20 protein-coding genes and 1 tRNA gene are annotated in these 20,749 nt (G+C 63.5%); 13 read left to right on the forward strand and 8 right to left on the reverse strand.

Going from position 1 to position 20,749, the window contains the following annotated elements:
- The first annotated feature begins 173 nt into the window (after positions 1-173).
- From AC5WNJ_RS03770 to AC5WNJ_RS03790, 5 genes are all read left to right on the forward strand, one after another.
- Positions 174-1,058: a hypothetical protein gene (locus AC5WNJ_RS03770; protein WP_495930414.1), complete on the forward strand. Its 885-nt coding sequence runs from the start codon at positions 174-176 to the stop codon at positions 1,056-1,058.
- A gap of 281 nt (positions 1,059-1,339) precedes the next feature.
- Positions 1,340-1,717, forward strand: a complete 378-nt coding sequence (gene crcB, locus AC5WNJ_RS03775) for a fluoride efflux transporter CrcB (protein WP_495930415.1) — start codon at positions 1,340-1,342, stop codon at positions 1,715-1,717.
- Positions 1,718-1,848: 131 nt separating this feature from the next.
- Positions 1,849-3,126, forward strand: coding sequence for a serine--tRNA ligase (gene serS, locus AC5WNJ_RS03780; protein WP_495930416.1), 1,278 nt, complete (start codon positions 1,849-1,851; stop codon positions 3,124-3,126).
- Positions 3,127-3,389: 263 nt separating this feature from the next.
- Positions 3,390-4,595: a uroporphyrinogen-III C-methyltransferase gene (gene cobA / locus AC5WNJ_RS03785; protein WP_495930417.1), complete on the forward strand. Its 1,206-nt coding sequence runs from the start codon at positions 3,390-3,392 to the stop codon at positions 4,593-4,595.
- Between the two features lie 320 nt (positions 4,596-4,915).
- Positions 4,916-6,745, forward strand: a complete 1,830-nt coding sequence (locus tag AC5WNJ_RS03790) for an acyl-CoA dehydrogenase C-terminal domain-containing protein (protein ID WP_495930418.1) — start codon at positions 4,916-4,918, stop codon at positions 6,743-6,745.
- Between the two features lie 167 nt (positions 6,746-6,912).
- Here AC5WNJ_RS03790 and AC5WNJ_RS03795 read toward each other — a convergent pair whose 3' ends face one another.
- Both AC5WNJ_RS03795 and AC5WNJ_RS03800 read right to left on the reverse strand, forming a co-directional pair.
- Complete coding sequence (locus tag AC5WNJ_RS03795; protein WP_495930419.1) at positions 6,913-7,458, reverse strand: Mpo1 family 2-hydroxy fatty acid dioxygenase; 546 nt, start codon at positions 7,456-7,458, stop codon at positions 6,913-6,915.
- A 222-nt stretch (positions 7,459-7,680) separates the two neighbouring features.
- Positions 7,681-8,133, reverse strand: coding sequence for a GreA/GreB family elongation factor (locus AC5WNJ_RS03800; protein WP_495930420.1), 453 nt, complete (start codon positions 8,131-8,133; stop codon positions 7,681-7,683).
- 231 nt (positions 8,134-8,364) lie between these two features.
- Here AC5WNJ_RS03800 and AC5WNJ_RS03805 point away from each other — a divergent pair, with 231 nt between their 5' ends.
- Both AC5WNJ_RS03805 and AC5WNJ_RS03810 read left to right on the forward strand, forming a co-directional pair.
- On the forward strand, positions 8,365-8,691 hold the full coding sequence (locus AC5WNJ_RS03805) for a YnfA family protein (RefSeq protein WP_495930421.1): 327 nt from the start codon (positions 8,365-8,367) through the stop codon (positions 8,689-8,691).
- 133 nt (positions 8,692-8,824) lie between these two features.
- Entirely contained in the window at positions 8,825-9,196 is a 372-nt protein-coding gene (locus AC5WNJ_RS03810; protein ID WP_495930422.1) for a hypothetical protein, read from the forward strand.
- Positions 9,197-9,468: 272 nt separating this feature from the next.
- Here AC5WNJ_RS03810 and AC5WNJ_RS03815 read toward each other — a convergent pair.
- The 6 genes from AC5WNJ_RS03815 to bioB all read right to left on the reverse strand — a co-directional run bounded on the left by AC5WNJ_RS03815 (position 9,469) and on the right by bioB (position 14,741).
- Positions 9,469-9,553 (reverse strand) — tRNA-Leu (locus tag AC5WNJ_RS03815).
- 99 nt (positions 9,554-9,652) lie between these two features.
- On the reverse strand, positions 9,653-10,441 hold the full coding sequence (bioD, locus tag AC5WNJ_RS03820; RefSeq protein WP_495930423.1) for a dethiobiotin synthase: 789 nt from the start codon (positions 10,439-10,441) through the stop codon (positions 9,653-9,655).
- Between the two features lie 58 nt (positions 10,442-10,499).
- Positions 10,500-11,366 (reverse strand): methyltransferase domain-containing protein, encoded by an 867-nt coding sequence (locus AC5WNJ_RS03825; RefSeq protein ID WP_495930424.1) that lies wholly within the window; start codon positions 11,364-11,366, stop codon positions 10,500-10,502.
- A gap of 1 nt (position 11,367) precedes the next feature.
- Positions 11,368-12,198: an alpha/beta hydrolase family protein gene (locus tag AC5WNJ_RS03830; RefSeq protein WP_495930425.1), complete on the reverse strand. Its 831-nt coding sequence runs from the start codon at positions 12,196-12,198 to the stop codon at positions 11,368-11,370.
- Positions 12,195-13,556 carry an aminotransferase class I/II-fold pyridoxal phosphate-dependent enzyme gene (locus tag AC5WNJ_RS03835; RefSeq protein ID WP_495930426.1) on the reverse strand — a complete coding sequence of 454 codons (1,362 nt, stop codon included), beginning with the start codon at positions 13,554-13,556 and terminating at the stop codon, positions 12,195-12,197. Before AC5WNJ_RS03835 ends, AC5WNJ_RS03830 begins: the two co-directional genes overlap by 4 nt.
- 6 nt (positions 13,557-13,562) lie before the next feature.
- Positions 13,563-14,741: a biotin synthase BioB gene (bioB, locus tag AC5WNJ_RS03840; RefSeq protein ID WP_495930427.1), complete on the reverse strand. Its 1,179-nt coding sequence runs from the start codon at positions 14,739-14,741 to the stop codon at positions 13,563-13,565.
- 411 nt (positions 14,742-15,152) lie between these two features.
- Here bioB and AC5WNJ_RS03845 point away from each other — a divergent pair, with 411 nt between their 5' ends.
- The 6 genes from AC5WNJ_RS03845 to AC5WNJ_RS03870 all read left to right on the forward strand — a co-directional run bounded on the left by AC5WNJ_RS03845 (position 15,153) and on the right by AC5WNJ_RS03870 (position 20,413).
- Entirely contained in the window at positions 15,153-15,773 is a 621-nt protein-coding gene (locus tag AC5WNJ_RS03845) for a ComF family protein (RefSeq protein WP_495930428.1), read from the forward strand.
- Between the two features lie 182 nt (positions 15,774-15,955).
- On the forward strand, positions 15,956-17,053 hold the full coding sequence (locus AC5WNJ_RS03850; protein WP_495930429.1) for a serine/threonine protein kinase: 1,098 nt from the start codon (positions 15,956-15,958) through the stop codon (positions 17,051-17,053).
- A gap of 334 nt (positions 17,054-17,387) precedes the next feature.
- Positions 17,388-17,939: a GTP cyclohydrolase I FolE gene (gene folE, locus AC5WNJ_RS03855; protein WP_176676363.1), complete on the forward strand. Its 552-nt coding sequence runs from the start codon at positions 17,388-17,390 to the stop codon at positions 17,937-17,939.
- Between the two features lie 85 nt (positions 17,940-18,024).
- Positions 18,025-18,429: a dihydroneopterin triphosphate 2'-epimerase gene (gene folX, locus AC5WNJ_RS03860; RefSeq protein WP_175088383.1), complete on the forward strand. Its 405-nt coding sequence runs from the start codon at positions 18,025-18,027 to the stop codon at positions 18,427-18,429.
- Positions 18,430-18,522: 93 nt separating this feature from the next.
- Complete coding sequence (locus tag AC5WNJ_RS03865) at positions 18,523-18,858, forward strand: hypothetical protein (protein ID WP_495930430.1); 336 nt, start codon at positions 18,523-18,525, stop codon at positions 18,856-18,858.
- Between the two features lie 97 nt (positions 18,859-18,955).
- Positions 18,956-20,413 (forward strand): NAD-dependent succinate-semialdehyde dehydrogenase, encoded by a 1,458-nt coding sequence (locus AC5WNJ_RS03870; protein WP_176676365.1) that lies wholly within the window; start codon positions 18,956-18,958, stop codon positions 20,411-20,413.
- The last annotated feature ends 336 nt before the right edge of the window (positions 20,414-20,749 follow it).

Consider the following 20,749-nt stretch of genomic DNA (forward strand, 5'->3'; position numbering starts at 1 on the left):
ATGCAAGCCACAAGGGGGGGGGCGATGTGCACATGCTGCGGGCGATTGTCAGGCGTCAGTCGCCGCCTCAGTGGTACCGTTGGCATCGCAAGGCAGACTGTCACGCCACATCCCCGCTGCTTCTTTCCTTGAAGCTGTCTTCCCTCTTCCGCTGAGTCATCAGGAGTTAGCTCATGGCATCGTCCACCTATTCCTCGACCTCCACCTGTCATCGCGAGTCTCGCCAGCCGCCCACGCGATTGGGAGTGCTGGGGGTGGGGGAGTTGGCGGAGTCATTGCTGGTCGCGTTGGCGCGCGGTTGTCAGCGCGAAGGCCGCTCCCGGCATGATCTGGAATTTCACCTCTCGCCGCGCAACGACGTGCGCAGTCACCGTCTGGGCTGGCGTTTCGGTGCCATCCGCCACGTAAGCAACGTCGCGGTGTGTGAATCGAGCCTGTGCCTGCTGGTCGGGGTGCGGCCGCAGCAGCTCGAGGCGCTGGCAAGTGAGCTGCGTGAAAGCCACGCACTGAGCAAGGATCATCACCTGATGGTGCTGGCAGCCGGTGTGCCACTGCAGCAGCTGCAGCGCTGGTTCGCGCCGGCGCGAGTGGTGCGGGTGATGACGGGGCTGGCAGTCTGTGAGGGGCAGAGCGCCCTCACGCTCTATCCGGAAGACCCGCTGACGCGCGACCTGCTCGGGCCGGCGGTCCGGCAGATCATCGCCTTCGATGATGAAGCGGCCTTCGAGGCCAGCATGCTGGCGGTCTGCGTGAATGCCTGGCAGATGGCGCAGCAGCAGGCGTTGCTCGACTGGTTCCAGACTGTCCCGGGCATCACCGGGCCTCAGGCCCGCCAGTTGTTGATGACCCAGATGCGTGATGCCCTTGCGCTGATGGAAGCCCACCCCGATACCCCGCCGGGTGAGCTTGCCTCGCGCATCGGCACCCCCGGTACCTGGACGGCACGCGGTCTGGAGCAGCTCGGGGGCAAGGAGGGCGCACACCGCCAATGGCAGCAGGTGCTGGAGCAACTGCGTGCGGAGATCGAACTGGGCAGTGCGTCACCCGGCAGTGAATGAGACGCTCTGCCGCCTGCTGATATCAGGCTGCTGCCAACTGGGATCTTGCTTCACTACCTCCCACCCTCAGACACCCGCGATACCCATTGGTCAGGAGGCGCATCGCGGGTGTCGTGCTTTGTTCAACCTGCCTTTCGTGAGTCGTGGATTCCCCGTGGCTGGCGATTTTCCTACAATGGAGCGCTAGGCGGCACCCTCGGGTGCCAGAGTGGCGGGCGGCCGAACGCTGGCGTTGCCCAGCGCTCACTCGCATTGAATCGAGAATGGGGCATACAAGGCACATGGGGACCTGGTTGGCAGTAGCAGCGGGCGGCGCCATCGGGGCGCTGGGACGATATCTTGTCAGTGGCTGGATCGTCGCCGCCGCGGGGCGCGGTTTCCCGTGGGGGACCCTCGGTGTCAATCTGATCGGCAGCTGCCTGATGGGTTTCCTGTTCATCTGGGTGACCCAGGAGCTCAAGCTGGCCCCCGTCTGGCAGGCGATCATGGTGGCCGGCTTCACCGGTGCCTTCACCACCTTCTCCACCTTTGCCCTCGAGGCGCTCAATCTGATGATGAGCGGACGCATGCTCGCGGGGCTGGTCTATGTCGCCGTCAGTGTGGTGGCGTGTCTGGGCATGGTCGCGCTGGGCATGAAGATCGCACGCGTCCTGCTGTGATCCCCGTCGCCGCGTGCGCCATCCTGTCGCCTGGGCGGCTGCGAAGCAGGGCATGGCTGAGGTAGACTAGGTCGCATGACCTTTCCGCGCCGCGATGCGGCCTGAGTGATCCGACGAGAGAGCCTTCCCACATGCTGGACCCGAAACTTCTGCGCGCTGATCTTGAAGCGACTGCCGAGCGCCTCGCACGTCGTGGCTATCAGCTGGATACCGAAGCCTTTGCCGCGCTGGAAGCGCGCCGCCGTGACCTGCAGGTCGAGACGGAATCCCTGCAGAACGAGCGCAACACCCGCTCCAAGTCCATCGGCAATGCCAAGGCACGCGGCGAAGACATCGCGCCGCTGCTGGCAGAGGTCAGTGATCTGGGCGAGCGTCTCGACGCCGCCAAGTCCGAGCTCAATGAGCTGCAGGCCAAGGCCGACGCCATGGCGGCCAGCCTGCCGAACCTGCCGGACGTCGAAGTACCGGAAGGCGCTGATGAAAGCGACAACGTCGAGCTGCACCGCTGGGGCACGCCGCGTGAATTCGATTTCGACGTGCGCGACCACGTCGACCTCGGTGAGCTCAAGGGCCAGCTGGACTTCGAGCTGGCGGTCAAGATCACTGGTTCACGCTTCGCCGTGATGCATGGCTCCATCGCGCGCCTGCACCGTGCGCTGGTGCAGTTCATGCTCGACAAGCAGACGCTGGAGCATGGCTACGAAGAATATTACGTGCCGTATATCGTCAACCGCGATTCCCTGATGGGTACCAGCCAGCTGCCCAAGTTCGAGGAAGACCTGTTCAAGCTCAACGACGATCGTGATTTCTTCCTGATCCCGACCGCCGAAGTGCCGCTGACCAACATGGTGCGCGACGAGATCATCGATGCCGGCAGTCTGCCTCTCAAGTTCACCGCCCATACCCCGTGCTTCCGCAGTGAAGCCGGTGCCTATGGCCGGGATACTCGCGGCATGATTCGCCAGCACCAGTTCGACAAGGTCGAGATGGTGCAGGTGGTCGCGGCGGAGAAGAGCGACGAAGCCCTCGAAGAGATGCGCGGCCACGCCGAAGCCATCCTGCAGGCGCTGGAACTGCCGTACCGTGCCGTGACCCTGTGCACCGGCGACATGGGCTTTGCCGCCGCCAAGACCTACGACCTGGAAGTCTGGCTGCCGAGCCAGGCGACCTACCGCGAGATCTCCTCCATCTCCAACTGCCGTGACTTCCAGGCGCGCCGCATGCAGGCGCGTGTGCGTGTCGAAGGGCAGAAGAAGCCGCAGCTGGTGCATACCCTGAATGGGTCCGGTCTGGCCGTGGGCCGTTGTCTGGTCGCCGTGCTGGAAAACCATCAGAATGCCGATGGCTCCATCACTGTGCCGCAGGCGCTGCGTGGCTACATGGGTGGAGTGGAAACCATCAACGTCTGAGATGCGTGAATCGCCGTAGTGGATTCTCGCGACAAGGCCCCCGCTTTCCCATGGGAAGCGGGGGCCTTCGTTTATCGCGCAGACAGAGGCCTTGCCCGATCGCACCACTCGTGATTCCCTCACTCGGTATTTCCTCTGCGTGACTACAACGTAGCATCAGGGTTGTTATTCTTATTGGTTATTTTAGAGAGTAGTTCTTATGCTCTAAAATACGACCCATCGAAGGCTGCTCCCCAGCCTCGCCGCGTTTGTGGATGTGCCTCATGGAATTTCTCAATCTCTCCTGTGATCCCTCACGACTCCAGTTGTGCCTGATTGGTGGCGGCCAGGAGGCTGTCGCGCTGGCCGAGCGTTTTGCCGGTCTCGGTGCAGACCTGTGTGTCTACGGCGATGCCCGCATGCCGATGCTGGAGACCCTGTGTGGTCGTGAAGGTTGGGAGGTTGCCGATACCCTGTTGCCCGTGCCGGCCCCCGGCCAGCTATGGTTGGTCGCCACCGGCAGCGAAGGACGTGATCGCGGCATCCTGCGTCATGCGCGCGAGCAGCACGTGATGGTGTTCGCGCCGAGCCACCCCCGGGACTCCAGCGTGCGCCTGCCGCCGCGTCTGGTGGCCGGCGAGGCGGTATTGCCCGTGAAGGAGGAGGACCGCTTCACGGGCACGCATGGCCAGGTGGCGTTGGTCAGCGCGGGGCCGGGTGATCCGGAGCTGCTGACGCTCAAGGCGCTGCGCCATCTGCAGCAGGCCGATGTCATCATTCATGATCGCCTGGTCAGTCACGAGATTCTGGCGCTGGCCAAGCCAAAGGCGCGTCGCCTGTACGTCGGCAAGGCGCGCAGCGATCACAGCGTGCCCCAGGAAGGCATCAATCAGGCACTGGTGGATTACGCCCGCGCCGGGCATCGCGTGGTGCGCTTGAAGGGCGGTGACGCCTTCATCTTCGGGCGCGGCGGGGAAGAGCTCGAGACCCTGGCCGGCGCCGGCATCAGCTTCGAGGTTGTGCCGGGCATCACGGCGGCTTCCGGTTGCGCGGCTTACGCGGGTATTCCGCTGACCCATCGCGACCACGCCCAGTCGGTGCGCTTCGTCACCGGCCACTTGAAGGATGGCAGCTGTGACCTGGATTGGGAGGCGCTGGCGCGTCCGGCCCAGACGCTGGTCTTCTACATGGGGCTCGGCAGCCTGGGGCTGATCTGCGAGCAGTTGATCGCCCATGGTCTGGCGGCGACCACGCCGATCGCGCTGGTCGAGCAGGGCACTACCGCGCGTCAGCGTGTGCATGTGGCAACGCTGGCGGACATGCCGGCGCAGATCGCCGGTCAGGGCCTCAAGCCGCCGACGCTGATCATCGTCGGGAATGTGGTCAAGCTGCACGATTCGCTCAAGTGGTTCTCGCCGAATGCCAACAGCAGTCTGGGGTGGGAAGATGGCAAGCACCCGACGCCGCTGGCCAATGTGGTATCGGTATAGCGCGACCGTCGTGGAAACGAAGGCGTAGAAACGAAAAAAGCAGCGCCATGCGCAGTGACAAGACGCCGCCTCGGTAACCCCGGGGCGGCGTCTTGCGTTGTGTCGCTGGTCACGGAAGGGCTGGTGGTCGTTGGCCTGACCATCGTTGGCGCATGGCTGGGCGGCTCTTGGGCCAAGGTCGAGATGACGTGGCATCTGATTGCGCCTATTGTTTCAAGCAATCGTTTGAAATCTGCTGAGCGAAGCCCGTCGCTCATCACGGGGTGAGAGGCAAATCTTTCGCGAAAGCCCTAAGCACATGAGCCAGTGAGGACAGTGATATGGCCAAGTATCAGGCGCCACTCAAGGATGCACGCTTCATTCTCGATGAGGTGTTCGCCGCCGAGCAGGAATGGGCGGGCATGGCAGCCACCGAAGAGGTGAATGTCGAGCTGGCCGAGGCGATTCTCGAGGAAGGTGCGCGCGTGACCCAGGCCGAGCTGCTGCCGCTCAACCTGAGCGGTGACGCCGAGGGCGCGCGCTTCGAGAACGGCCACGTCACGACACCTAAGGGCTTCAAGGAGGCCTATCGGGTACTCGCCGAAGGCGGCTGGATGGGGCTGGGCGGCAATCCTGAATACGGTGGTCAGGGCATGCCCAAGATGCTCACCGTGGCCTTTGAAGAGATGCTCTACGCCACCAATACCAGCTTCGCGCTCTATCCGGCGCTCAATGCCGGTGCCTGTCTGGCGGTGGACAGTCACGCGCCGGAGTCCGTCAAGCAGGTGTTTCTGCCGCGCATGTATGCCGGCGACTGGCTGGGCACCATGTGTCTGACCGAGCCGCATTGCGGCACGGATCTCGGCCTGATTCGTACCCGTGCCGAACCCCTCGAGGACGATGACCCGCTGCTGGGGCTGCCGCGCTATCGCCTCACCGGCACCAAGATCTGGATCACCGGCGGCGAGCACGACATGGTCGACAACATCGTGCATCTGGTGCTGGCCAAGTTGCCGGATGCGCCGCCGGGCACGCGTGGCATCTCGTTGTTTCTGGTCTCCAAGCACCTGCTTGATGCCGACGGCCAGCCGACGACACCGAATGCGGTCAGCTGTGGCTCCATCGAGCACAAGATGGGCATCAAGGGCAGCGCGACCTGCGTGATGAACTTCGACGGCGCCGAAGGCGTGCTGATCGGTGAGCCGCATCAGGGGCTGGCGGCGATGTTCACCATGATGAATTACGAGCGTCTTTCCATCGGTCTGCAGGGGCTGGGGCTGGGCGAGGTGGCCTATCAGAGCGCGATGGACTTCGCCGCCGAGCGCCTGCAGAGCCGGGCACCGACTGGGGCCAAGGTGCCCGACAAGCCGGCCGATCCGATTCTGGTGCATCCTGACGTGCGCCGCATGGCGCTTGAGGTGCGCGTCTGGAACGAGACCGGGCGCGCCTTTGCCGTCTTCGTGGGCCAGCAGCTGGACCGCGTCAAATATCACGCCGATGACGCGGTGAAGGCCGACGCGGATGCGCTGGTGCAATTCATGACGCCGATCGCCAAGGCGCTGCTGACCGACCGTGGCTTCGATGCCACCGTCATGGCGCAGCAGCTCTATGGTGGCAATGGCTATTGCGTGGAGTGGGGCGCCGAGCAGTACGTGCGCGATGCACGCATCGCGATGATCTACGAAGGCACCAACGGTATCCAGGCGATGGATCTGGTCGGGCGCAAGCTCTACCGCAACCGTGGCGCCCATGTGGCGAGCTTTGCCGCCCTGGTGCGAGCCGAGCTTGAGCGTGAGGCCGACGACGCCCGGACCCGCCCGTTCGCCGAGGCCTGCAAGACGGAGCTGGCGCGTCTGGAGCGAGTATCCGAGCAGTTGCTGGCCCGCGCCGATGACAATCCGGAAGAGCTGGGCGCGGCGGCCTGTGACTTCCTCAATCTGGCGGGGCTGTGTGTCTATAGCTATCTGTGGTTGCGCATGGCGCGTGCTGCGGCGCATGGACTGGCGCAAGCGGGGGCCAGTGGTGAGGGCTTCTATCGCCGCAAGCTGGCACTCGGGGGGTACTTCGTGGCACGCGTGCTGCCGCGCGCCGTCGCCCTGGAAGCCCAGATCAGTGCTGGCGCCTCGCCATTGATGGCCTTCAGCCTCGAGGATTTCGCGCCGGAGCAATGACGCAAGCCGCAAGCCGCAAGACGCAAGACGCAATGACGTAAGGCACCGTGACCGTCAGAGCGTCCAATGAAAAGCCCAGCGACCGTGTCAGGTCGCTGGGCTTTTTTGTGTTGTCGGAATCCCTGTCCATCGGGCCGTGTCGGCAAGCTTGCATGCCCACTGGCCGCTCATGACCGCTCGGTGGGCTCATCCTGCTTCAGCAGCCAGTCACGCATGGCGGGGAACAGCTCGACCAGCACGAACAGCGGGCCGATCAGCAGCTGACGCAGGTCATCGAGGAAGGCCGGTTTGCGGCCCTCGATACGATGGCCGACGCCCTGACCGATCCAGGCGACCACGAAGGCTGCCAGCATCATGGGTGTCACCGGCCAGTTGAGCCCGAGCATCACGGACATCAGCGCCAGGCTTGCCAGAGTCCAGGCGACCATCACGCCAAGCACCTTGAGAGAGAAGCGCGCATAGACGGCCAGGACCGCGAGGGTGATCACGCCACCGGGCAGTATCCACAGACCCAGCCCCGGTTCGCTCGATAGCCCCTGCCCCCCGAGCAGTCTCCACAACAGGATCAAGCTGGCAGTGAAGATGACAGACACGCAGACCAGGTGCATACGGATGTTTTCACGATGCTGATGACTGGCCGCGTAGTGCTCGAGTGCTTCATGCAGACGCTGGTGAGCGCCTGCCTTGACATGAGGGTGCGATAATATACCCATGAGGCATTCTCCAGACAGACATTGAAAATGCCCGCGTGCGCAGGTGCGCAGCGGGATCGATGGCGTGTTATGTCAAGGAGCAATGGCGTGAGCCAGCAGGGTCCGGCAACCCTGCTGGCTCCTGTCAGCGTAGCGTATTGCCGTGCTGCCAGCCTGTGTCAGCGCAGGCAGACTGTCGAACCTGGCGCTTTTTTCTGGTGTGAATCAAGCGGCATTGGCCCTTCAGAGGTGGAAATGACCGCAGGCTTCCGGCTGATGCAGGATGGCTTCCAGGCGGATGATGTCGCTCTGGCCATCTTCCCGGGGCAGCGTGATCTGCTCGCCAACCGCCATTCCCAGCAGCGCGATGCCCAGCGGCGACATGATGCACAGTGCCAGTGAGGTCTCTTGCTCTTCAGGTTGTGGCAGGTGGCTGCACAGGGGCATGCACTCACCATCCTCCGGGGTCGGATAGTGCAGTGTCAGCTCGCTATCGCCGGAGCGAGACCCCTTGAGGCGCAGGCGGCTACGCATGCTGACGCGGTCTTCGGGGAAGTCATCGGGGGGCACGATCTCTGCCTGGATCAGGCGGCTTTCGAGGCGAAGGGACAGCTCATCATCATGTTGCTGAGCGTCGATCAGGCGCTGGAGGCGGTCAGCATCCAGGCGGTTGATGATCAGTCGTTGCCGAGTCATCGTGGGGTTCCTTGTTATCGAGTCACTGCGCGATATCATGCGCAGCAAGACGGCGCCAATCCTGGCTTGGTCAATGCGGAGAGACGGACAGGGAATCCATCGGCCGTGATTGTCCATGGATTGTCCGCTAATTCATCCTAGCGGCTTTTGACGGGGTGCGGGAGTCGCCTGATACCGACAGCTTTCATGGCGCTGTTACCCAAGGCTGCCAATCTCACACGAGACTCATCGATGTCGATTCTCTGGATATATCCGCTGGCGGCGCTCGCCGAGATCGCTGGCTGCTTCAGTTTCTGGGCCTGGTGGAAACTGGAGCGCAGCTCCGCCTGGCTGATTCCCGGCATGCTCAGCCTGGCGTTGTTCGCCTGGCTGCTTTCACTGGTCGACGTCAGTCACGCCGGGCGCGCCTTTGCCGTCTATGGCGGTGTCTATATTGCCGCGTCAGTGGCCTGGCTGTGGCTGGTCGAGCAGCAATTGCCCAGTCGCTGGGACCTGCTGGGAACACTGGTCTGCCTAGCGGGCAGCGCCATCATCGTGCTGGGCGCCCGTGCGCAATGAGCGTAGATGTCTTTTTATTAGGATTTTATTAAATATCTCGGACGTTGAGCATGAGAGCGCTCATTGTTGGGTATACTGCGCCAGGATGAGGCAATGACCCTCGGGATTCGCTCTGACGCAGTGAGGCACCAGCATGCAGTGGGAATGGTTATGGGGGCTGGGCGGCCTTGGCATCGGCGGTTTCATCGGCTTCTGGTTCGGACGCTGGCGGCCGCGCAGAGAGGGATGGAATCAGGCCGTGCAACCACTGCTATCGGCATTGGTGGAGGCGGAGCCAGACGTTGCGCGTGGTGAGCGGCTGGCGCTTGATCCCTCGCTGCTCGACGCCTTTCGGCAGGTGGCCTCGCGTCGCGAGTTCTATCGTTTCGCCAGCGGAATCGAATACGTGAACCTGCAGCTCGCCGCGGCGCATGCCGCGCACCATGACCGTGAAGAGCGCCAGCTGTTGCTGGATCAGGCGCGTGTCAGCCTGGCCAACCTGCAGGACAGCCTGAGACGACGCTGAGGTGTGTCCAGACGCACGAATGCCGCACCGCGGATCGTCCGGAGGGCGCAAGGCAGAGGAACGCAGAGCAGGAGAGCGTAGAGCAGGTTGTTTGCAAGGAAGGCTGACGCAGAGTGCGGGCGTGAAACGGATATGGCAACCGACAGGAAGTCACTGACAATGATGATGGGTGCAGAAGGCGTCAGATGACACGACGCATGCACGACAGGCAAAAGCGGGAGGGCTTGCTGACTGCGCGAGGCAGCTGGGGAGCATCAACAAAGGCTTGCTGATGGTGCGGAAGGGGGGACTCGAACCCCCACACCTTGCGGCACCAGAACCTAAATCTGGCGTGTCTACCAATTCCACCACTTCCGCGAGAAGCAGGGCTGCATTTTACCTGTGATGCCTTTCAAGTCAATCGCTTGTGTCGATTATCCCCTGAATTTCCCCGCCTTGTGCTGCAACTTCACTGACTCACTCCGGCACGACATGCACGCTGCGTGATTCCAGCCCGCAGGGCAGTTGCAGATAGCTGGCGGCGCGCTCGGCGGCGTGGCGTGTATTGGAGAGGTCTTCATCGCACATCCACGGCACGACCCCCAGACAGGGGGCTCGCAGCGTGCGTGACAAGGTTGCCATGTTGTCTTCGCTGACCTCGATATCCGCTTCCAGATGGTTGATGACATAGCCGGCGATTTCCAGCCCATCGCGCTCGATGGCCTCAAGCGTCAGGCGCGCATGATTGATGCAGCCTAGGCGCAGCCCGACGACCAGAATCACCGGCAAGCCCAGCTCGATGGCCAGGTCCGAGAAGTCCTCATCGTCACTCAGCGGTACCCGCCAGCCGCCAGCGCCCTCCACCAGTAGCAGGTCGCGCGGTGCGCTTGTTCGCTGGTCCCGCACATGCGCGGCGATTTTCGCCACCTCGAGACTGACTCCTACCTGACGTGCGGCAATGTGCGGCGCGATGGCCGGCGCAAAGCGCCAGGGGTTGATGCTTTCATAATCCGCTTCTGGTTCGCACTGCGCCTGCAATGACAGGGCGTCGGCGTTGACCAGACCATCGTGATTCTCGAAGCAGTCAGAGGCCACGGGCTTGAGGCCCAGCGTGGTCAGGCCGCGCAGGCGAGCGCGTGCCAGCAGGGCGCTGGCGATGAAGGTCTTGCCGATTTCGGTATCGGTGCCGGTCACGAAGGCGGCGATGCCATGTTCGGCTCGCGCAGGCGGAGCAGTGTCCCCTGACGAGCTGTCCGCGGTTTTCATATCAGTTTTCATTGTATCCGAGCGAGGCAGGTAATTGCCTTCAAGCAAAGTGTCAGTGTTATTCGTACGCAATTCTGATCGGTTTTTCGAGCTCAAGTTCAATGACTTGATAGCTTACAGGCAATCCCTTCGCGGTACGCAAGGTTTCATGCCGCGCCTTGGCCTGCTGTACCTCGGCACGTGTCAGGCGCCGGCCAGTGGCGGTCTGTGCCCCGATGCCCTTGATCGAGGCCATGACCGCAGCGACATCGGGATAGTGAAATACCCGCGGGCGTAACTGCCAGTGGCAGCGCAACCCGGCGGCTTGGGCATGGCGTGCAAGGTGGGCGGCGCTGGGGAAGTGACGCACGGAATCATCTGCGCGCTGCCAGGCGTGGCGTACTTCCTTGAGGGTGCCGGGCCCCAAGGTGTTGATGTGCGCTCGAGCGCCGGGTTTCAAGGTGCGTGACAGTTCCGCGAGCCATTGCCGAGGGCTGTCGCACCATTGCACGGCGAGGCTCGAGAACACCAGGTCCAGACTCGCATCGGCCAGTGGCAGGCGCTCGGCATCGGCGCGTAGCCAGTGCAGACGTTCTGGGCTGCCAATCGCAAGCTCGCTTGTCTGGCGTGCGGCTTCACGCAGCATCTCAAGCGAGAGATCCAGCCCCATGCAGCAAGCCCCGGAGTAGCGCTGCGCCAGTTCGAGGGTCCAATGTCCGGGCCCACAACCGAGATCGAGCACACGCGCGGCGGGCGGCAGCCGCTCAGGGAGCGAGGCGAACAGGGTGGCCGCCATGGCGTGCTGCGCCTGCGCCAGTGTGAGGTAGTCGGCAGCGCCGCGATCAAAGGCGCGGGCAACCTGCTGACGGCTCGTGGTAGGCGTAAATGTTGGCGTGAGCGGTGGCGTTGCAGGCTTTGCAGGAGGCATGCTGACGGCAATCGACATCTCAGGCCTCCTCGCTGATGCGTGTGGCGTGGTGGGTGGCGAGGCCCATGCGTGTGAGCAGGGCATCGGCAAGCGCCTCGGTCGCACTCAATGGCAGGCAGTGGCCGCCCTCGAATTCCGCAACCCTCTGACCCTGCGCGCGCAGCGCCGCACTCAGGCCCGGTGCCAGTAGCGGGTCCTGCTTGCCGAGCCAGAACTCGAGCGGTAGCTCTGATTGAGGCGCCAGCGACATCTGGCGGCTGGCCAGTTCCGACAGTCCTGCCGCGAGCACCGCTTCGCGACTGACTGGGTGACGACCGATCAGTTCGCGCAAGTGTCTGAGGCAGTCACGTGCAGAGGCCTCACCACTGGCCTGCCAGCGCAGAAAGTGTTGCCAGCTGGCGGCAGGGTTGCGCGCGAAGGCTGCGCGGAAGTCCTCCAGCACCTCAGGTGCCAGGGCGGGGAGCGTCTGCTCCGCTGCGGCCTGGTCGATGAAGCTTGGCCCCATCGCCAGCGAGACAAGGGCGGCAGGCGCTTGCTCTCTCGCCAGCGCCTCGGCCCGCAGGGCGCCCAGCGACCAGCCCAGCCACAGGGTATCGGCGCCGCCCAGTGAGGAGTGCGAGGCAGTCGGTTCTGAGCCTGCCCGTGACTCGGCCTGCGGGCCTTCTTCTGGCCAGTCCGGCGTGATGACCTCCAGCGGGCGGCTCTCTGTCTGATCATCTGCCCCGTCATTTGCCTCATCATCCGTTTCAGTGACGTGAGCGAGGCGTGCGTGCAGGCAGGTGATCAAGGGCTGCCAGATGCGCGCATCGATGCCCCAGCCGCTGAACAGCACCAGACGAGTCAGCGTCATGGCGTGACTCCTTCTGAGCTGATGGTTGGGGAGACGGAGCGGGGCTGGGCCTTTTCCGCTGTCAGTACCGCTTCGAGAGCCTCAAGCAGTGCCGCGATATCTTCGGCCGTGTGCTCGGCGGAGAAGGTGAAGCGCAGGCGCGAGCTGCCGGCGGGCACCGTGGGTGGACGGATGGCCGAGACCAGTACGCCGCGTTCGCGCAGTTCCGCGCTCCAGGCCAAGGCCCGCGCTTCGCTGCCCAGAATCAGCGGCTGAATCGGGGTCAGCGGAATGGAGGGTGAATCATTGATGTCGGCTGGCGACAGCCCGAGCGCGAGACCACTGCCCGCCAGCAGATGCGTGCAACCCTCACGGAACTGCTGCACACGCGCCTGCAATCGCTCACGGCGCTGCGGCTCGCGCGCGACGATTTCCAGCGCCGCCAGGCTAGCGGCGGCGACATGCGGCGGTTGCGCGGTGGTGTAGATGTAGGGGCGTGCCAGCTGGATCAGGCTCTCGATCAGCGCATCGCTGCCGGCGACGAAGGCGCCGCTGCTGCCGAGCGCCTTGCCCAGGGTGCCGACCAATACCGGCACGTCAGCCAGCGGGGTATCGCGCCCGACCAGTCCTTCGCCATGCTCGCCCAGCACGCCCAGTCCGTGGGCATCGTCGATCATCAGCCAGGCGCCGTGCCGGGCGCAGGCCTGGCTCAGGCCCGCGATATCGGCGCAGTCGCCATCCATGCTGAACACGCCATCGCTGATCACCAGCTTGTCATCGGCCCGGGAGCGCGCCAGCTGGCGCTCGAGGTCTTCAAGATCGCGATGGTGGAAGCGACGCGAGCGTACGGCAGTGGTGCCGGAGGACGCCAGGCGTGCGCCGTCGAGGAGGCTGGCGTGATTGAGGCGATCATGGAAGATCTCGAGGCTGCGACCGGCCTCGCGCGAGGCACTCGCCAGCGCATCGATCACGCCCAGATTGGCCATGAAGCCGGTGGAGAACAGCAGCGCGCGTGGTCGCCCGGTCAGCTCGGCCAGGCGAGCCTCCAGCTGGTGGTGAGCGCGCTGGTGGCCATTGACCAGGTGAGCGCTGCCGCTGCCGACACCGAAGTCACGCGCCGCGCGACAGCCGGCTTCGACCAGCGCCGGGTGGTTGGCCAGCCCCAGATAGTCGTTGGCGGTGAAGTTGAGCAGCGGGCGCGGCTCTGCATCGACTACCTGCCCGGCGAGGCTGACGTGGGGCCCCTGTGGCGAATCCAGCGTCAGGCGCCGGCGATAGCGGCCGACCCGCTCACGCTGAGTGAGCAGGTCCTCCAGATGCGTGAAGCTTGCGCTGGATCGGGAGTTGGAGCGCGCGCTGATGGGCGTTTCGGTGGCCACGAGCGATCAGACCACCAAGCCGCAGGGCTTGCGTTCGCGCACCTGGCCTTCGCTGCTGGCGGGCGTCGCCTCGCGCGTGGCGTCATAGAACAGGCTGCCCTCGACATTGGCGCGTGCCTTTTCTTCCATGGCGGCCTTCAGGGCGGCCTCGCGCACTTCGTCACTGGCGACTTCCTGGCGGGTCTCCGGGTGCAGGCCGAGGCGCTCGAACAGCTCGCGGTCACGGTTGGCCTGCGGGTTGCCGGTGGTCAGCAGGCGCTCGCCATAGAAGATGGAGTTGGCGCCGGCGAGGAAGGCCAGTGCCTGGGTGGAATCGTCCATCTGCTCGCGGCCGGCGGACAGGCGCACGTGACTCTTCGGCATCATGATGCGTGCCACGGCGATGGCGCGGATGAACTCGATGGGATCGAGGTCATCGACATTCTCCAGCGGCGTGCCCGCCACCTTGACCAGCATGTTGATCGGCACCGATTCCGGCTGCGGCTCCAGATTGGCTAGCTGACGCAACAGGCCGGCACGGTCGGTGGTGGTCTCGCCCATGCCGAGGATGCCGCCGGAGCACACCTTCATGCCGGCTTCGCGCACGCTGGCCAAGGTATCCAGGCGCTCGCTGTAGCTGCGCGTGGTGATGATCTCGCCGTAGTATTCCGGTGAGGTGTCCAGATTATGGTTGTAGTAGTCGAGGCCGGCATCCGCGAGCTTCCTGGCCTGATCGGTATCGACCATCCCCAGCGTCATGCAGGTCTCGAGTCCCAGTGACTTCACCTGACGCACCATTTCGGTGACCACCTCGAGGTCACGCTCACGTGGGCTCTTCCAGGCCGCGCCCATGCAGAAGCGGCTGGCGCCGGCGTCCTTGGCGGCACGCGCCTGCTCGACCACCTTCCGGATCTCCATCAGCTTTTCCTTGCCCAGGCCAGTGTTGTAGTGGCCGGACTGCGGGCAGTACTTGCAGTCTTCCGGGCAGGCGCCGGTCTTGATGGACAGCAGGGTGGAGACTTGTACCGCATTCGGATCGAAGTGCTGGCGGTGCACCTGCTGGGCACGGAACAGCAGGTCATTGAAGGGCAGGGCGAACAGCGCCTCGATTTCCGCGACACTCCAGTCATGGCGTATCACGCTGTCATCGCCAGGCGCAGGGATATTCGTGGCTTGTGTGGTCACGCGGGAGGCTTCTACGGTCATGAGCTTGAGGTCCTTCATCAGGCGGGCAGAGCGAGAGCGCGCTGGGCCGTTCATCCGTGGGTGAGTCCGGGAGTCGGCAGCCGAGCTGGCAAGTGGTCAGTCAACGCATCGAGTAAAGTCAGGTTAACTGAGATGATAGAGTTTCCGCAGGCGCTGTCAACGATGAGAACTTTGCTGGTTGACCACTGGCAACTGTCGCGACCCTGTGCCTTCTGTCAACGTCAGCTGACGACGGCCATGCCCGGCGTGACCGAACGGCAGAGCGCTTCAGTTTCACCTCCCCAGTCATTTTTCTCTCTAAAGAGTGGTTCGCCTGATGAGCGAGAGCTGTCATCGCGCCGCGAGTGGTGCGACGCCTGCGAGGCGAGCATCGCGCGCAATCAGCATGCCTGTCCGCGCTGTGCTGAGCCTGTGGCCTCACTGGCCTTGAGTCAGCAGGCCTGTGCGCGGTGCCTGTCGTCACCGCCTGCCTTTGCACGCTGCTTTGCGCCGCTGCGTTATGAAGGGTTGCTGGCGGGGCTGTTCCAGCGCTACAAGGACCAGCATCAGCGCCGCGCTGGGCGACTGCTTCGCCAACTCATGCAGCGTGAGTTGACGCACTTCTGCCGCGACTGGCTTCAGGCGCACCCCTGCGGGGCAGTGCTGCTGGTGCCGGCTGACGCCTATCGTCGTCGCCAGCGCGGCCATGATGCGCTGGCGGAGCTGTGTCGCGGGCTGACACCGGTCATCGCCGGCCATCAGCGCGATATGGCGCGGGTGCGCGACAGACGCATGCCGCACGAGGCGTCTGTCGCGGTGGCCAGGGCAGCGCCGGATCAGCGCCTGCGGGATAGGCGCGGGCGTCTGAAAGCGCAGCGTGGGCGTTATGACATTGACGGCCTATTGCCCGGGCACGTGCTGCTGATCGATGACGTCATGACCAGTGGTGCGACGCTCGACAGTCTCGCTCAGGCCTGCCTGCGAGCCGGTGCGCGTGAGGTCGATGCCTGCGTGCTGGCGCGGACTCCGCTGTCCACGCGCGGGGTGCTGTGACCTGCAAACGCGACATGAAGGTGATCCGCACGACATGTGCCGCCAGGGCTCAACCTCCAAGCGGGCGTTGAACTCAGCGGGCAGGCGGGGTCAATCAGGCAGAAGACTGGCGTGCAGAGGGGCTAATCTCATAGCATGCAAGGTCCGGCAGCCGTTTGCTGGTCCATGCCCGAGGAATTGCCATGCCTATTGATCCTGTTTCCCCCGATGACACGCAATCTTTTGGCACCTCGCGCGAGTTGGATGCGCGCTCCAATGGCAACACCTGGTCGACGACATCCGCGCCAGAGGGCCATGGAGACACGCGTTTTCATCCCTTCGATGCTCTCGCGCCGGACCGTGTCGTGGCCGCTGTCGAATCGCTGGGCTTCTGGTTGCCCGGCGAGCCGTTCGCGCTGAACAGTTACGAGAATCGTGTCTACCATCTCGCCGATGATGATCGACGCCGCTGGGTGGCCAAGTTCTATCGCCCCGAGCGCTGGAGCCGTGCTCAGATTCTCGAGGAGCACGCCTTCCTGGCCGAGCTGGATGAGGCCGGTGTCCCGGGCGCCCCCGCGTGGGCCAACGAAGCCGGCGAGACGCTGCATCGGTTCGAAGGCTTCGACTTCGCTCTCTTCCCGCATGTGGTGGGGCGCGCGCCGGAGCTCGAATCTGCCGAGCACCTCTATCAGTTGGGTGAGCTGATCGGCCGCGTGCACGCAGTGGGGCGCAAGAGCGCGTTTCGCGAGCGGGAGACGCTCTCGCCGCTGCGGATTCTGGAAGAGAGCTGCGCCAGCGTGCTGGCCTCTGACTGGCTGAGTGAGCGCCAGCGCGACAGCTACCAGCGCGTCATCGAGGCATTGCGCCCGTTGATTGCGGAGCAGAGCTGGCCGGAAAGCGCCTTGATTCGTACCCACGGCGACTGCCACATCGGCAACATGCTGGGGCGTGATGACAGCTTCGCGCTGGTCGACTTCGATGACTGCCTGAGCGCCCCGGCGGTGCAGGACCTGTGGATGCTGTTGACCGGTCAGAGCGACCCGGAGCTGCACATGCAGCTGTCCGAGGTGCTGGAGGGCTACGAGCAGCATTGTGAGTTCAATCGCAGCGAGCTCAAGTGGGTCGAGACCCTGCGCTCACTGCGCATGGTGCGTCACAGCGCCTGGGTGGTGCGGCGCTGGTCGGACCCCGCCTTCCCGCAGGCCTTCTCCCACGTGGCGAGCCTGGGCTACTGGGACGACCACATTCGCAGCCTGGAACAGCAGCGCGTCGCGCTGTCTGCGCCGCGTTGGCTGGCCTAGCAATCGCGACATGGCCTGGTAGTCGTGACAAGAGCTGGCAGTCGTGACATGACCTGAAGGTCGTCGCGAGGCTTGAGCCCCATTGGCGAAGTGAGTGACATCGTCCCTTCATGCGCCCCCATCGGTTACCGATGGGGGCGCATGTGTTGCACGGATACGACAATCGTGTGAACAGACCTGCGTTGACGGCACGCCTGAGGTAGAATCTGGCCCTGACATTGAACACGAAGTTATACGATTTCTTGCCATCTGATCGCTTTTGTATGACTTTTGTGCTTTACCCCTGCTGTGCGTGCGCTCGTACGCGCCCCTGACCGATACCATAGGCAGACGGATGACCGAAGAGATTGCCAACCACTACCGCCAGATCATCACCTCGTTGGGTGAGGATCCAGAGCGTGAGGGCCTGCTGGATACGCCCAAGCGCGCGGCCAAGGCCATGCAGTACCTGACTCATGGCTATCAACAGTCGTTGGAGGAGATCGTCAACGGCGCTGTCTTCACCTCCGAGACGGACGAGATGGTGCTGGTCAAGGACATCGAGCTTTACTCGATGTGCGAGCATCACCTGCTGCCGTTCATCGGCAAGTGCCACATCGCCTATCTGCCGTCTGGCAAGGTGCTTGGTCTGTCCAAGTTCGCGCGCATCGTCGACATGTATTCGCGTCGCATGCAGATTCAGGAAAACCTCACCAAACAGATCGCCGAGGCCGTTCAGCAGGTCACTGGTGCACGTGGTGTGGCCGTCGTGGTCGAAGCGCGTCACATGTGCATGATGATGCGTGGGGTGGAAAAGCAGAATTCCAGCATGAAGACGTCCGTGATGCTGGGCGCCTTCCGCGACAATCAGCCGACTCGCCAGGAATTCCTGACGCTGGTCAGCTGACAGCAGAGTGATGACGCCGCCTTTCGAGGCGGCGTTGTTGTATTGGAGTCATCTCGCGCGTTTCCCTGTTCAGGAGTTCCTGCCGATGCCGATGCATGCCTTGCACGATGAACATCTCGATCACGACCTCGCCACCATTCGCATCAAGAATCTGCGCCTGAGAACCTATATCGGGATCAATGAAGACGAGATCCAGAACCGCCAGGATGTCGTGATCAATGTGGTGATCCGTTACCGAGCCGCTCGCGCCGTGCAGTTCAATCACATCAGTGAAGCGCTCAATTACCGCACCATCACCAAGCAGTTGATCCGCCATGTCGAGGAAGGGCGCTTCGCGCTGCTCGAACGCATGACTCGTGAGGTGCTGGATATCGTGATGGCGCATGAACAGGTGCTGACGGCGCAGGTCGAGATCGACAAGCCGCATGCCTTGCGCTTCTCGGACTCGGTGTCCGTCACCCTGTCGGACAGTCGCGAAGCGCATGATTAGTCAGTCGGGGCAGGCGTTGAGAAGCTCAGGTGTCGAGAAGCTCACATATCGAGAAAGTCATGCGCGTAAGCCAGGAGAGTCGGGAGACATGACGTGATCGGGGAAATCATCCATTTCGATGATGCAGAACAACAAGGCACCATTCGGGACGAGAAGGGCGGTGAGCACGCCTTCGATCTGTTCGGCTGGCGCGGGCGAGGTCTGCCGGGACCGGGAGTGGCCGTCGATTTCGAGGTGCGCGACGGGCGTGCAGTGCAGGTCTTCAATGCGCGTATCAAGCAGCAGAAGGCGCGTCGAGTCGTCTCGATGCCGCCCGAGAGCGAGTCCCCCGGGGCCACATCCAACGCTGCCAGGTCGGCGCTGCGCAAGCGCTGGTGGCTCGTCGGGCTGGCCATCGTGGTACTCGTACTGGCAGGGTTGTGGATCTAGCACCATGCCCGCATCTAAGCTATATCAGGTTAGTCTTGAGTAGTCCGGTCAAGTGACAGCGGCTGCCTCGACCCCCACGCATGCTTCTGGAGTCTTCATGGAACATCTCAACGATACCAGTCTGTTTCGTCCATTTGCCTATATCGACGGTGGCTGGGTAGCCGCGGATTCCGGCGAGCAGATCGAGGTCGACAATCCTGCCACCGGTGAGATCATCGGTCGCGTGCCTCGACTGGGGTACACCGAGACCCAGCGTGCCATCGAGGCCGCCCAGAATGCCTTCACCGACTGGAAGGAAACACCTGCGCTTGAGCGCGCCGACATCCTGATGAAGTGGTATGCCTTGATGCTGGAGCACAAGGATGATCTGGCGCAGATCATGACGCTGGAGCAGGGCAAGCCCCTCGCCGAAGCCGCCGGTGAAATCCAGTACGCGGCCAGCTTCCTGCGCTGGTTCGCCGAGGAGGGGCAGCGGGTCTACGGTGACACCATTCCCGCCGCCAAGCGTGATCAACGCATCCTCGTGCTCAAGCAGCCGGTCGGAGTGGTGGGGGCGATCACGCCATGGAACTTCCCGGCCTCGATGATTACCCGCAAGGCGGGTGCCGCGCTGGCCGCAGGCTGCCCGATCGTGGTCAAGCCGGCCAGCCAGACGCCGTTCTCGGCACTGGCGCTGGCGGTGCTGGCGGAACGCGCTGGCGTGCCGCGCGGCGTTTTCAACGTCGTGCCGGGCTCGGCCAAGGACATCGCCAAGGCGATGACCGATTCCAGCATCGTGCGCAAGGTGACCTTTACCGGCTCCACGGAAGTCGGGCGTGGCCTGATGGCAAATGCCGCTCAGCATATCCAGAAGATTTCGCTGGAGCTTGGCGGCAATGCGCCCTTCCTGGTGTTCGAAGACGCCGATCTCGATGCGGCGGTGGAAGGCGCGATGGCAGCCAAGTTCCGCAATGCGGGTCAGACCTGCGTCTGCACCAATCGCTTTTTGGTGCAGTCCAGCGTGGTCAATGCCTTCAGCGAGAAGCTGGCTGCCGCCATGAACGCCGAGCTGACCGTGGGCAATGGCTTGGAAGAGGGCGTCAAGGTCGGCCCGTTGATCGATGGCGACGCCGTCGAGAAGGTCACTGAGCACGTGCAGGATGCCCTCGACAAGGGTGCCGAATTGCTGCTGGGCGGCCATCCGCATCCGCTGGGGGGCAGCTTCTTCACGCCGACCCTGATCTCGCAGGTGACGCCGGAGATGAAGGTCGCCCGTGAGGAAACCTTCGGCCCGCTGGCAGCGATCTTCCCCTTCGAGAGCGAGGAAGAGGCCATCGAGATGGCCAACGACACCGAGTTCGGTCTGGCCAGCTATTTCTACAGCACGGATCTCAAGCGTGTCTGGCGCGTCTCGGAGGGGCTGGACTACGGCATGGTCGGCATCAATACCGGGCTGATCTCCAACGCCGCGGCGCCCTTCGGTGGCACCAAGGCATCGGGGCTGGGCCGTGAAGGCTCCAAGTATGGCCTCGAGGAGTACATGGAAACCAAGTATCTGTGTCTTTCGCTTGGCTGATTCATCGTCAACGGGTTTGCGCGGATGATCCTTGCGTGAGCCTTGCAACCTTGAGTTTTGCCTCCTGGAACCTTGCATCGCCGTTTGATGGCCAGTGCTCAAGGCAATGATCGGACACGCCATCAACTGGCAAAAAGCCCGCTCGGGAATCCGGGCGGGCTTTTTCATACCGTGCATTTCTCCCACCTGTCTGCGCCGAGTATGCCTGCAACTCGCCCATGGAATCTGCTCTGCTGATGAGAGCGACCTTTCGTTGCTGATGAGAGAGCGGCATGGACGAGAGGAGGGCAATCTCGCGTCAAGAGGCGCACAAGTCATTGGTCGTAGAGAGGGAGG

Source organism: Cobetia sp. PDI-23MA, assembly GCF_059507735.1.

Excerpts from the sequence above, each read along its gene's own strand:
- AC5WNJ_RS03825 (WP_495930424.1), bottom strand. The coding sequence starts at position 11,366 with ATGTCGATTGCCGTCAGCATGCCTCCTGCAAAGCCTGCAACGCCACCG.
- AC5WNJ_RS03790 (WP_495930418.1), top strand. The coding sequence starts at position 4,916 with ATGGCCAAGTATCAGGCGCCACTCAAGGATGCACGCTTCATTCTCGAT.
- AC5WNJ_RS03810 (WP_495930422.1), top strand. The coding sequence starts at position 8,825 with ATGCAGTGGGAATGGTTATGGGGGCTGGGCGGCCTTGGCATCGGCGGT.
- AC5WNJ_RS03850 (WP_495930429.1), top strand. The coding sequence starts at position 15,956 with ATGCCTATTGATCCTGTTTCCCCCGATGACACGCAATCTTTTGGCACC.
- AC5WNJ_RS03795 (WP_495930419.1), bottom strand. The coding sequence starts at position 7,458 with ATGGGTATATTATCGCACCCTCATGTCAAGGCAGGCGCTCACCAGCGT.
- cobA (WP_495930417.1), top strand. The coding sequence starts at position 3,390 with ATGGAATTTCTCAATCTCTCCTGTGATCCCTCACGACTCCAGTTGTGC.
- AC5WNJ_RS03870 (WP_176676365.1), top strand. The coding sequence starts at position 18,956 with ATGGAACATCTCAACGATACCAGTCTGTTTCGTCCATTTGCCTATATC.
- crcB (WP_495930415.1), top strand. The coding sequence starts at position 1,340 with ATGGGGACCTGGTTGGCAGTAGCAGCGGGCGGCGCCATCGGGGCGCTG.
- folE (WP_176676363.1), top strand. The coding sequence starts at position 17,388 with ATGACCGAAGAGATTGCCAACCACTACCGCCAGATCATCACCTCGTTG.
- serS (WP_495930416.1), top strand. The coding sequence starts at position 1,849 with ATGCTGGACCCGAAACTTCTGCGCGCTGATCTTGAAGCGACTGCCGAG.
- bioD (WP_495930423.1), bottom strand. The coding sequence starts at position 10,441 with ATGAAAACCGCGGACAGCTCGTCAGGGGACACTGCTCCGCCTGCGCGA.
- AC5WNJ_RS03830 (WP_495930425.1), bottom strand. The coding sequence starts at position 12,198 with ATGACGCTGACTCGTCTGGTGCTGTTCAGCGGCTGGGGCATCGATGCG.
- folX (WP_175088383.1), top strand. The coding sequence starts at position 18,025 with ATGCCGATGCATGCCTTGCACGATGAACATCTCGATCACGACCTCGCC.
- AC5WNJ_RS03770 (WP_495930414.1), top strand. The coding sequence starts at position 174 with ATGGCATCGTCCACCTATTCCTCGACCTCCACCTGTCATCGCGAGTCT.
- AC5WNJ_RS03800 (WP_495930420.1), bottom strand. The coding sequence starts at position 8,133 with ATGACTCGGCAACGACTGATCATCAACCGCCTGGATGCTGACCGCCTC.
- AC5WNJ_RS03805 (WP_495930421.1), top strand. The coding sequence starts at position 8,365 with ATGTCGATTCTCTGGATATATCCGCTGGCGGCGCTCGCCGAGATCGCT.
- bioB (WP_495930427.1), bottom strand. The coding sequence starts at position 14,741 with ATGACCGTAGAAGCCTCCCGCGTGACCACACAAGCCACGAATATCCCT.